The sequence below is a fragment of the Indolivaga alginatilytica genome (assembly GCF_003201355.1).
GTDB classification, from domain to species: domain Bacteria; phylum Bacteroidota; class Bacteroidia; order Bacteroidales; family Dysgonomonadaceae; genus Dysgonomonas_A; species Dysgonomonas_A alginatilytica.
This window is the reverse complement of the sequence record NZ_QICL01000010.1, coordinates 104122-116722: the sequence shown is the minus strand read 5'-3', so window position 1 is coordinate 116722 and position 12601 is coordinate 104122. Positions and strand designations below refer to the sequence as shown.

Annotated in this window: 10 protein-coding genes; 4 read left to right on the top strand and 6 right to left on the bottom strand. The window is 35.7% G+C overall.

The window, feature by feature from the left end:
* Nucleotides 1-11: 11 nt before the first annotated feature.
* From CLV62_RS09665 to CLV62_RS09640, 6 genes are all read right to left on the bottom strand, one after another.
* Nucleotides 12-1061 (bottom strand): hypothetical protein, encoded by a 1050-nt coding sequence (locus CLV62_RS09665; RefSeq protein ID WP_110310577.1) that lies wholly within the window; start codon nucleotides 1059-1061, stop codon nucleotides 12-14.
* A gap of 1 nt (nucleotide 1062) precedes the next feature.
* A complete protein-coding gene (locus tag CLV62_RS09660; RefSeq protein ID WP_110310576.1) occupies nucleotides 1063-2574 on the bottom strand; it encodes an alpha-isopropylmalate synthase regulatory domain-containing protein in 1512 nt (503 codons plus the stop codon).
* Nucleotides 2575-2669: 95 nt separating this feature from the next.
* Nucleotides 2670-3260, bottom strand: coding sequence for a 3-isopropylmalate dehydratase small subunit (leuD, locus tag CLV62_RS09655; protein ID WP_110310575.1), 591 nt, complete (start codon nucleotides 3258-3260; stop codon nucleotides 2670-2672).
* A gap of 84 nt (nucleotides 3261-3344) precedes the next feature.
* On the bottom strand, nucleotides 3345-4736 hold the full coding sequence (gene leuC / locus CLV62_RS09650; protein ID WP_110310574.1) for a 3-isopropylmalate dehydratase large subunit: 1392 nt from the start codon (nucleotides 4734-4736) through the stop codon (nucleotides 3345-3347).
* Between the two features lie 9 nt (nucleotides 4737-4745).
* Nucleotides 4746-5819 (bottom strand): acyltransferase family protein, encoded by a 1074-nt coding sequence (locus tag CLV62_RS09645; RefSeq protein ID WP_110310573.1) that lies wholly within the window; start codon nucleotides 5817-5819, stop codon nucleotides 4746-4748.
* 16 nt (nucleotides 5820-5835) lie between these two features.
* Nucleotides 5836-7326 (bottom strand): 2-isopropylmalate synthase, encoded by a 1491-nt coding sequence (locus tag CLV62_RS09640; RefSeq protein ID WP_110310572.1) that lies wholly within the window; start codon nucleotides 7324-7326, stop codon nucleotides 5836-5838.
* Between the two features lie 409 nt (nucleotides 7327-7735).
* Here CLV62_RS09640 and CLV62_RS09635 point away from each other — a divergent pair, with 409 nt between their 5' ends.
* The 4 genes from CLV62_RS09635 to CLV62_RS09620 all read left to right on the top strand — a co-directional run bounded on the left by CLV62_RS09635 (nucleotide 7736) and on the right by CLV62_RS09620 (nucleotide 12425).
* On the top strand, nucleotides 7736-8314 hold the full coding sequence (locus CLV62_RS09635) for a uracil-DNA glycosylase family protein (protein WP_110310571.1): 579 nt from the start codon (nucleotides 7736-7738) through the stop codon (nucleotides 8312-8314).
* 35 nt (nucleotides 8315-8349) lie between these two features.
* On the top strand, nucleotides 8350-9540 hold the full coding sequence (locus CLV62_RS09630) for a glycerophosphodiester phosphodiesterase (protein ID WP_110310570.1): 1191 nt from the start codon (nucleotides 8350-8352) through the stop codon (nucleotides 9538-9540).
* Between the two features lie 86 nt (nucleotides 9541-9626).
* Nucleotides 9627-10103: a GAF domain-containing protein gene (locus CLV62_RS09625; protein ID WP_110310569.1), complete on the top strand. Its 477-nt coding sequence runs from the start codon at nucleotides 9627-9629 to the stop codon at nucleotides 10101-10103.
* A gap of 105 nt (nucleotides 10104-10208) precedes the next feature.
* Entirely contained in the window at nucleotides 10209-12425 is a 2217-nt protein-coding gene (locus tag CLV62_RS09620; protein WP_394337199.1) for a GH92 family glycosyl hydrolase, read from the top strand.
* Nucleotides 12426-12601 lie beyond the last annotated feature (176 nt).

Below are 12601 nucleotides of genomic sequence, written 5' to 3'. Positions count from 1 at the left end.
TATAAAAAGGTCTAAGACCTTAAATTTTGAAGAATCTCTTGCAATTCCGTTCCTCGTACCGATGTATAATGCCTATTTAGTATTGATGCATAAAAAGGCAAATCTATTTTATTATTACGATCTAAATATCTATCCAAATGAGATTTAAAAGTATCATACGAATCGGTATTAGAACAAATCCGATCGAGTTCATATAGTTTCGTCTCAACCGTATCGGGATAGCGAGCTATAATCTTACACTGAGAAGATAGTGCTTCCAGATATTTAGGTGTTACCGGATTATAACCTTTTGTTCGCTTTTCTCCTCCGTCAATACCCGGTGTAGCATACATTATTACTCTCGATTTTCTCAACAGATCTATGTATTCATCCCTGCCATTAAAACTGCCAAGTACTCCTCTGTTGTTAGATGTGAATATTAACTGTCCGTCTTCTATATCACTTCGCACAACCTCAATCTCCTTATTATCTTGTAAATATTGTTCTAAGTATGACAAAAGAACTCCGTTTTGTCTTCCTGCAAGTAATATATCAATTTCTTTGTTGTATTCTTTATCCGAATCCAATTTATAATCATCAGATAAACTAAGTCCCCAATACCTTATATTTAGAGGGCAATTTACCGATTTTAGATATTCATACGTTTCGATGCTCGATATTAGTACTAACGGACAATCTCCGTATTTTTTATAAAAGACAGGTAAATAATCCTCCGCAATAAAAGCATCTACAATAACAGGTATAATTCTGTTCAATCTGCTTTTCTTTAGCTGTATCAAACTAGTTACCGTTAAGTGAAAATACAGGGAGCAATCTATCTCAGATTCTTTTTTGAAGCATCTTTTTATAGCTCTGAAAAATTTAATTAGAGGATAAGCTACTCGTTCGGATATATTATATTTAATCGAATTTTTCAGACTTGTTGCAACACGATCCGGATTATCAATAATAGGAATACTCAATGTCTTCGACAATTGATCTTCCCATTCATAGATAAGTTGAAAACTAACCCATGATTCGTATTTGCGATCCGAAATAATATTGATGAGATTTATCCTCATATCACATATCTTCGATTATATTCAACATTTTTTCAGTTGCTTTTACCGCTGCTTCGGTTTGGTCGGCATCCAGACCTCTAGTTTTAAAAACCTTTCCATTGAACTTCCATGAAATAACAGTCTGCACCAAAGCATCTGTACGTCCTCCCGGTGGAATTATTACCGAATAATTCACCAAATCGGGTTTAGGTTTATCTAATTTTGTATATATTTTCCATAAAGCTTTTGAGAACGCGTGGTACTGTCCGTCTCCCGGTGCTGTTTCTTCGTATTCTTTTCCATTGACTTCAATGCGAACAGAAGCGGAAGCACGTACCCCTTTTGACAGAACAAACGCAAAGGCAATAATCTTAACCTGTTTATCTTTCTCGCTACTTCTTAAAACATCCGAGATTATATAGGGTAAATCTTCCTGAGTAATGACTTCCTTTTTATCGCCAAGCTCAATAACCCGATTCGTGACTTTTGTCATATCGGCTTCGTCAAGTTCAATACCAAGGGCTTCAATATTCTTCCTGATATTTGCTTTACCGGATAGTTTACCCAGTGCATACTCTCTTACCCGACCAAATCGTTCAGGATATAAGTCGTTGTAGTAGAGGTTGTTTTTATTATCTCCATCAGCATGAATACCTGCACATTGAGTAAAAACATTTTCTCCGACAATCGGTTGATTCGCTGAGATTATTAAACCTGAATAAGTTTCCACAACACGACTGACCCGATTAAGCTTTTCTTCTTTTATTGTAGTTTCCACATTCAGATGATCATGTAGAACTGCTATTACACTCGACAGACTTGCATTTCCTGCACGTTCGCCCAAACCATTCATAGTTACATGTACACCATGTACTCCAACTTCAACGGCAACCATTACATTGGCAACTGCAAGATCGTAGTCATTGTGAGCATGGAAGTCGAAATGTAATCCGGGATATCGTTTAGTCATTCGCCGGCAAGCACGCCATGTAGTATGGGGATTGAGAATACCCAGTGTATCAGGGAGCATGAAGCGTTTAATGGGTAAATCTTTCAAATTATCCACCATAAAGTAAACGTACTCCTCGGAATTCAAAATACCATTTGACCAATCTTCGAGATAAATATTTACATTCAATCCCATTTCTTGAGCCAAATATATTTCAGCTTTAATATCCTCTAAGTGTTGCTCTGGAGTTTTCCGTAATTGCTCTGTTACATGCTTGTAAGATCCCTTTGTCAGTAGATTTACAGTATTACAGCCAACATCTTTAATCCATTTTAGAGAAGCTCCTTTGTCGATAAATCCCAGTATCTCGATTTTATCAATATACCCTGCACCTTTAGCCCAATCGGTAATTCGTTTAACCGTCTTAAATTCACCATCCGATACACGGGCAGATGCAATTTCTATCCGATTTACACCCAAGTCAACTAACAGCAGGTGGACAATACTTAATTTCTCTTGCATAGAAAACGAAACTCCTGAAGTTTGTTCTCCATCACGCAAGGTAGTATCCATTATTTCTAACATAGGCTTGTAAAATAAATTATGTTACATTCTCGTAACAAAGAATCAATACATGTCGGTTACTTAAGACTTAACCGACACATATTAAATGACCTGATTTATAATGTCTGATCTTTTTCGTATGCTTCTATAAGAGGTTTCTTAGATAGAAGATAATCTATATCATCCAGTCCCTTAAGTAGACATTCTTTTTTATAAGGATTAATCTCAAAAGATTCTGATTTTCCCGTTGCATTATTAGTTATAGTTTGCTTCTCCAGATTGATTGTAAGTGTTGCCTTAGGGTCTTTACTTACGCTGTCGAATATCTCAGCTAAAAATTCAACGCTAACAATTACAGGTAATAATCCGTTATTTAATGAATTGTTTTTGAAAATATCAGCAAAGAAGCTCGATACTACTGCTTTAAATCCGTATCCAACAATTGCCCACGCAGCATGCTCGCGACTTGATCCGCTACCAAAGTTCTTTCCTGCTACAAGAATTTCTCCACTGTATGTAGGATTATTCAATACGAAATCAGCTTTCGGTTTACCTTCTTTATCATAACGCCAATCTGCGAAAAGATTGTCTCCAAAACCTTCTTTTGTGGTTGCTTTTAAGAAACGAGCCGGTATAATTTGATCTGTGTCCACATTCTCGATAGGAAGCGGAACATATGTTGATGTTAATGTTTGAAACTTTTCCATTTTACTTTTATTAGAAAATTAAGTAATGCAAAATATAATTGGTGGTATCAAGAAAATATTATTCTCTTCTGAATAAGTCTAATATTAGAATGTTCTAGGATCAGTTATTTTTCCTGTAATTGCTGCCGCTGCTGCAACTAATGGTCCAGCCAATATAGTACGTGCTCCGGGACCTTGACGACCTTCGAAGTTACGATTCGATGTAGAAATCGCATATTTTCCAGCAGGAACTTTATCGTCATTCATAGCTAAACATGCCGAACATCCAGGTTGACGTAAAGAGAAGCCTGCTTCGATAAGAATATCATATAAACCTTCTTCACGTATTTGTTTCTCTACCATCCAACTACCGGGAACCAACCAGGCAACAACATTCTCTGCTTTTTTCTTTCCTTTGATAAAGTTAGTAAAAGCACGGAAATCTTCGATACGTCCATTAGTACAACTACCAAGGAAAACATAGTCTATTGATTTACCTTCTAATTTCTCTCCCGGTTTGAAACCCATGTAATCCATCGATTTTTGGAAAGATATACGACCAGCTTCGTCTATTTGATCTAGTGTAGGAATTGAATCGTTTACAGCCATACCCATACCCGGATTTGTTCCGTAAGTAATCATTGGCTGAATATCAGCAGCTTCGAATACTAATTCTTTATCGAATTTAGCACCTTCATCTGTTTTCAATGTTTTCCAATAAGCTAAAGCTTTATCCCACGCTTCGCCTTTAGGAGCAAATTCACGTCCTTTTACATAAGTAAATGTTTTTTCATCCGGAGCAATTAATCCCCCACGAGCGCCCATTTCGATACTTAAGTTACAAAGGGTCATTCGTTCTTCCATCGACATATTTCGGATTGCTTCTCCCGCATATTCAACAAAATAACCGGTAGCACCACCAGTAGTAAGCTGGGCAATCATATAAAGAGCCAAATCTTTAGCGGTAACACCTTTATTCAGTTTACCGTTAAATGTAATTCTCATTGTCTTAGGACGACTTTGCAAGATACATTGAGTAGCTAGTACCATTTCGACTTCTGATGTTCCAATACCAAAAGCAATAGAACCGAAAGCTCCGTGAGTAGATGTGTGGCTATCTCCACAAACAATAGTCATTCCGGGTTGAGTATATCCGTTTTCAGGACCTATAATATGTACAACACCGTTTTTCTTATTTCCTAATGCATATAATGTCAGTCCAAAATCGGCAGCATTCTTAGAAAGAGTGTCTAACTGATTTCTGGAAATAGGATCTTTAACAGGCTGATCTTGATTGATTGTCGGAGTGTTATGGTCTGCCGTCAAAGTCGTTTTATCAGGACGTAAAACCGTAAGCCCTCTTGTACGTAAACCATTAAAGGCTTGTGGGCTTGTTACCTCATGACAGAAATGTCTGTCGATATACAACTGTGTGGGACCATCTTGTACGGTTGATACTGTATGCGCATCCCAAATTTTATCGAATAATGTTTTCATACTGAAATATTATTTTGTTGATCTAATTTTGATTAGTTTTTTTCCAAGATTTTGTCCGGGAAGTTCTATGAATTTATATGAGAAATAAGAAATCGTATAAGTTAGAGTGAAAACCAGCATATATAATAATACAAAGTTTACTATTGATGTAAACATATTTGTAACAGGAATAAGATGTCCAATCCCCAGATTATTCATCATTATTATCAGGAAGAAGTGCACTATATACATACTAAAGCTTACCCTGCCAACCATGGAAAACCATTTATTGCATAAAAATTTATATGGTTTTTTCGAAAGAATAAAAATCAAGATGCAATATATTATGCAGTAAAATAAATAATAAGGTACCATCATCATTGTGAATAAGAACAGAACAATAATGAAGAGTAGCCATGTCCTATTTTTGATCTCTTTATAACTTTCTTTTGTAAGCCAATAAGCAAATATTCCAATAAAAAATACGGGTAATTGGTTATAAAAGCTGATCTGATTAAAATCGAATTGAGAATAAAAGAAATCTTTTCTAGTAATGAATATAAAAAGTGTTGCAATAATAAGACTTATACATAATGCTATAGCCGACATATTAATATTTTTTATTCGAGAGGCTATAAACGGAAATATAATGTAAAAAAGAAATTCTACAGAAATAGACCAACCGCCGGGGACTACCGTTTTAATCCAATAAGGGGTCAATGTATTCAGAAACAAAAAATTACTTATATACCAAGGCGATGTTAGAATATCCCAATTAACTGTATTCGTCCGGATATAATAGATTGTAATGGCAATAATTGCTAGATAATACATCGGAGCTATTCGAAAAAAACGCCGTATATAAAAATTTGATGTTCCGTTTTTTTCTCCGCTTCTTCTTTCAAAGGAAAACATTAATGTAAAAGAACTGATTATAAAAAATAATTGAACACCCATTCTGCCACTATAGATAGGCCCAAAGAATAAGTGAGAAAAGTATTCAGTCGTTGGAATTTTAAAAAAATTACCCACATGCACCATTAATACCATCAGTACGGCAATCCCTCGTAAACTATCTATATATTCGTATTTTTTAGTTTCCACTAAAATATGATTTGGTTTATTTTACAAATTTATTAATTGCATTGATAAATGCTTCAACAGATGCTGCTACAATATCAGTATTTGCTGAAAATCCGTAATAATTTTGTCCTTCGTGCTCTACTTGCATATGCACTTTACCTACATCATCACTGCCCTTATTTATCGCTTGGATCAGAAACTCCTGAATTATTGTTTCACGACGAATAATTTGTTTTACAGCTTTGATTGCTGCGTCAACAGGTCCGTTTCCAGAAGCAGAAGCCTCAAATTTCTCACCTGCAATATCTATACCTACATTAGCAGTACAGCGAACACCTATTCCTGATATTACCTGTAGATAATCTAACTTGATACGGTGCATTTTATCCGTTTCTTTTCCTGCAAGAATTAGAATATCTTCATCTGTAATATCCTTCTTACGATCCGCAAGTTCTAAAAAGCGTTGATATATTTCTGTTAATTCACCATCATTAACTTCAATACCTAAAATACCCAATCGATTTTTTAATGCAGCACGTCCGCTACGGGCGGTAAGAACGATAGCGTTATCATCTATACCAACATCTTTAGGATCTATAATTTCGTAGGTAGACATATTTTTAAGAACTCCATCCTGATGTATTCCCGATGAATGGGCAAATGCATTCCGTCCGACAATTGCTTTATTGGGTTGTACAGGCATATTCATTAAACTGGATATCATACGACTCATCGGATATATTTTTTGAGTATTGATATTCATTTCAATATCCAGTTCTTTATGACTCTTTATTGCCATCACAACCTCTTCTAAAGAAGTATTACCGGCGCGTTCACCGATTCCATTAATCGTAACTTCCACCTGACGGGCTCCATTCAATACACCCATAATAGAGTTGGCTGTCGCCATTCCTAAATCCTGATGACAATGTGTTGATAGTATGGCATTCTTCATGTCCACATGATCAATCAGATATTTAATTTTTGCCCCATATTCGGTTGGTAAACAATATCCTGTAGTATCAGGAATATTTACAACTGTTGCTCCTGCATTAATTACAGCTTGCACCACTCTTGCCAAATATGCATTATCTGTTCTACCGGCATCTTCTGCATAGAATTCAACATCTTCAACAAAACGTTTCGCATATTTCACCGCTGCGATTGCACGTTCTACGATTTCGTCCTGAGTAGAATTAAATTTATGCTTTATATGGAAATCCGAAGTTCCGATTCCTGTATGTATACGTTTCTTCTTGGCATACTTGAGAGCTTCAGCTGCAACTTCTATATCTTTTTCAACCGCACGTGTGAGTGCACAGATAGTAGGCCATGTAACGGCTTTAGAAATTTCTACCACTGAATTAAAGTCTCCGGGACTTGATACAGGAAAACCAGCTTCTATAACATCAACACCGAGAGCTTCCAGAGCTTTAGCTACTTCTATTTTTTCAATAGTGTTCAACTGGCAGCCCGGAACTTGTTCTCCGTCTCTAAGGGTCGTGTCAAAAATAAATAATTTGTCCATATAAATTTGTCTAAAGTATGTTTCTATTCTTAGTCAATGTTGATGCTATTTAACAAAATAGCCCTTCTCTTTTAGTGAGAAAGGCCATTGCTATATCTGTTTTGATTATTCGACTACGCAGCACTACTCACTCTAAGATTTTCCCAGAGCAGAATAATAGTACTGATAATGTTAGTGAATAATTTCATTTCGATCTGATTTTTTATTTCGTTACAGCAAAAATATAACATATTTCTTTAATCACAAATAAAAAGACATATAAATTTCAATAATTCATATTTTAAGGTCTCAAACCTTTTTGCTTTTTGTAAGCACAACAAAGATTACTTGCTACTATTGAGAAATGAAGCTATAAATATTTTTTTATTATCTTCGTCTTTATAACACTTCAATAATATTGAATGTATTTATGAAAGATATAGAATATCATCCTTTACCTTTTTTTCTACCTGTTGATACTCAATTGATAATGTTAGGAAGTTTTCCACCCAAGCAGGAAAGATGGTCTATGAATTTCTTCTATCCAAACTTCCAGAATGACATGTGGAGAATATTCGGCTTAATTTTTTTTCAAAATAAAGACCATTTCTTACTTACAGGCAAAAAGGCTTTCGATGAAGACAGAATAAAAAAATTCCTTATTTATAAACGAATAGGATTAGGCGATACAGCTAAAGCTATTATAAGGCATAAGGATAATGCTTCTGATAATTTTCTAGAAGTAGTTGAACCTACAGACCTGAGCATCATATTAAAAGAAATACCTCTTTGCAGAGCGATTGTTACTACAGGACAGAAAGCAACCGATACATTAATATCTTTTGTCCAGACAAAAGAACCCAAAATAGGAAGCTTCTCTGAATTTGAATTTGAGGGACGTTTGATGCGTTTATATCGTATGCCGTCATCCTCAAGAGCATATCCCAAATCTTTAGCTGGAAAAGCGGAAATATACCAAACGATGTTCGGGCAATTAGGTCTGTTATAATTTTTTATTTCTATAAATTCAATAAATCCAGTCAGATGATCAAAAAAGAAACTCTGTTTTTGTTTCTAACTTTACTCTTATTAAATATCTCTTGTACCAGCAATAAAAAACCTTACAGAGATACACGCAATCGGATTAATATTGTATCTCACAAGGGATTGCATTTAGACAGTATTGCACCCGAAAATAGTTTGGATGCCCTTATTCTAGCTGAAAGATGTGGCTTTAAATCAGTTGAGTTTGATTTTACTGTTACCTCAGATGGAGAGTTCGTTATGATGCATGACGACAGCCTTAATATAATGTATAGAAACGTGGCTGATTATTCGCCTCTAAAAACAACGGTAAACTGCCATGAGAATACTTTATCCGATTTACAAGAAAAATATGTTTTGGTATCGCCGAACCCTTCATTCAGAAGACCAATTCCGACATTAACTGAATTTCTGAATAAGTGTTCTGAATTAAATATATTCCCATATATTGAACTTAAGGCTGATTATCTGACTAACCCTCTGGCTCTAAAAGCTTATAAAACAGCTATGCAAATACTTGGAAGAGGAAATTTTGCTCTCACTTGTTTCGATTCGAAAGTAATTGACTATCTAAGATCTACAGACCCCGAGCTGGAATTGTATTGTGATATATTTAACAAAGATCTAGTTGGGTTCAATTACACATTCAATGAGATGATCCGTAACAATATTGAGTATTATGCTTTCTATAAATGGCTTACCCCCGATGCTGTTAAAACATTTCATGAAGCAGGTAAGCACATTACAGTTTGGACTGTTCCGAAAGAGGATTATGATGAAACTTTGAAAATGAACGTCGATGTTATACTCTCTGATGATATAGCCCCATCGCTGGATTATAGTAAAGCAATAGTGCAAGATCAGACAGATGGTACATTTAGTAACTATATCGGAGGTAGTAGAAATAATAATATACTTACTTTAGAAAAAAATGAGACTTTGGATTTTAATCCTGATCTTCTTCAAGATAGTATATATTTAGGAGCTGTTTATATAATCATTGAAGCAAAAGGCTCATTCAAGTTAGAATCTAACGAATTGGATTCGGACAAAAACGCTTCTTTAAAAGGTGACTATACGACTTATTACTATCAATTTATAATTCATAATAAGAGACCGAAATTGAAAATAACAGCTTTAGATAATTCGGTTCAGATAAAAAGTATAAAATTTGCAGTATGCAAATTTTAAGGTCGTAGACCTTTTTATTGCTTAGGCTGGGCATAAAAACCAGAGATAGTTATACTGATAAAACATCGCATCAAATATTTTACATTATGGCGGAAAAAGTAGACATATTAAAACATGCATCAAGAGAAGATCAATATAAGAATCTCTTACCTCAAATAAAAGCGCTCTTAGAGGCTGAAACAGATACTATAGCCAATTTTGCAAATGTATCGGCTGTCTTAAAAGAAGCTTTTAGTTTTCTTTGGGTTGGATTTTATATTGTAAAACGAGAACAATTGGTATTAGGCCCTTTTCAGGGAAGGATAGCCTGCACTCGTATAAACTATGGTAAAGGAGTTTGTGGAACCGCTTGGAAAGAGAATCGAACTGTCATAGTTGCCGATGTAAATACTTTTGCAGGACATATTGCCTGTGACAGTGAATCACGTTCCGAAATTGTAGTGCCAATACGAAAACAAGGCGAGGTTATAGCTGTCTTAGATGTGGATAGCGAAATTGAAAATTACTTTTCTGAAATAGATGCTAAATACCTGCAAGAGATTATATCTTTTTTGGAAGTATAAAGGTCTCTTTTTAGGGAGAGGAGATAAAATATAACGATGAATATTTCACATTACTAAAATATCATGAGAAAAACATTCCTTTATTTATTTTTAGGCTGTTTCACAATGGTTTCTGCCCAAAATGAGCCGGTTGACTATGTCAATCCATTCATCGGGACAACTAATTATGGGACAACTAACCCGGGCGCTATGTGCCCTCAAAGTTTTATGTCGGTAACACCTTTTAATGTAATGGGTTCCGACCTCAATAAAAGAGATAAAGATACCGGATGGTGGTCGACCCCTTATAGCTTCGATAATAAATACTTCACCGGATATGCCCACGTAAACTTAAGTGGAGTAGGTTGCCCCGACATGAGCAGCCTTTTATTGATGCCAACCTCAGGAGATATGATTGTAGATTACCGTAAATACGGAAGTGAATATAAAGATGAAACTGCATCTCCGGGATATTACTCGAATATTCTGACTAAATACAATATTAAAACAGAAGTAAGTGCAACCCCTCGGGTGGGTATTGCCCGTTTTACCTTTCCTAAAGGGCAAGCTAATATATTATTGAATTTGGGTGAAGGGCTGACCAATGAGTCGGGAGCTATGGTTCGAAGAGTAAGTGACACCGAGATCGAAGGAACTAAGCTTCTTGGTACATTCTGTTACACTGCATCCCAAGCTGTATTTCCGATTTACTTTGTGATGAGAATTAATAAAGCTCCTAAATCGGTAGGATATTGGAAATTGCAACGTCCCGGTGAGACTTGGGAAAAAGAATGGAATAAGGATGCCGGAACATATAAACTTTACACGAAATATAATAGAGAAATTGCAGGGGATGATGTAGGCGCATACTTCACTTTCGATGCACAAGAAGGAGAAAGTATCGAAGTGCAAATGGGTGTTTCTTTTGTTAGTATTGAAAATGCTCGTTTGAATTTAAACACTGAACAACCCAAAGCCGATTTTGAAGCTGTACATAAAGCTGCCCGTAAAAGCTGGAACGATGATCTTTCCCGAATCTTAGTAGAAGGCGGAACTAAAGATCAAAAAACAGTTTTTTATACAGGACTTTATCATGCTCTTGTTCACCCTAATATTCTACAAGATGTAAACGGTGACTACCCTGCAATGGAAAGCTCAGAAATTAAGACTACAAAGGAGAACCGTTATACAGTATTCTCTCTTTGGGATACTTATCGTAATGTACATCAATTAATGACATTGGTATATCCTGAGCGTCAGATTCAAATGATGCATACCATGATAGATATGTACAAAGAGCACGGGTGGCTACCTAAGTGGGAATTGTATGGTCGTGAGTCTTATACAATGGAGGGCGACCCTTCTATACCCGTTATTGTGGATGCTTGGTTCAAGGGCTTAAAAGATTTTGATGTAAACACCGCATACGAGGCAATGTATAAGTCTGCAACATTGCCAAGCAAAGAAAATTTAATGCGTCCCGACAATGACGACTATATGAAGCTAGGCTTTGTTCCTTTGCGTGGTGAATTTGACAACTCTGTTTCTCATGCTTTGGAATATTATATTGCAGACTGGAATTTAGCTCGCTTTGCTGAAGCTTTGGGCAAAAAAGAGGATGCTAAACTGTTTTATAAAAGATCGTTGGGCTATAAACATTACTATGATAAAGAAAGCGGAGCATTCAGACCTCTGTTACCTGACGGAACATTCTTAACTCCGTTTAATCCGGCGCAAGGAATGAACTTCGAACCGAACCCCGGATTTCACGAAGGTTCTGCATGGAATTATACCTTTGCCGTTCCTCACGACATAGCAGGTTTAGCTAAGCTTATGGGTGGTGATAAAAAATTCGTAGATAAACTGCAAATGGTATTCGATAAAGAATATTTTGATGTAACTAACGAACCCGATATAAATTACCCTCATTTTTTTAGTAATTTCAAAGGCGAGGAGTGGAGAACTCAAAAAATTGTAAAACAATTACTAAATGATCACTTCACTAATACTCCCGGCGGATTACCCGGAAATGATGATACCGGAACCCTTTCTACATGGGCAGTATTTAATATGATGGGACTCTATCCGGAATGTCCCGGAAGACCGGATTATACGCTTGTAACTCCAACTTTTGACAAAATAACGATTAAGCTAAATCCAAACTACTATAAATCGGACAAAGTTGTAATAGAGGCTGTAAAACCAATGGATGCAGCTAATGCTAACTTTATTGGAAGTCTTCGTATAGATGGAAAAGTGCACGATAGCTTTAGAATCACTCATGAAGAATTGACCGGAGCTAAAGAAATTAAATATTTGCTGAAACCAATAGCCGGTAAGTAAGTAATTCCAACTATTTTATGCTATATTTCTAAATTATAACTAACTATAGGTGAATATCCTAGTCAAAGAAATAAAAAGGTCTGAGACCTTAAAGTACTAAAAAAATAAAGACTCATATCCAAATACAGGTATGAGTCTTTATTCTTTTAGTAAATCTTGCATATTATATTATAAAT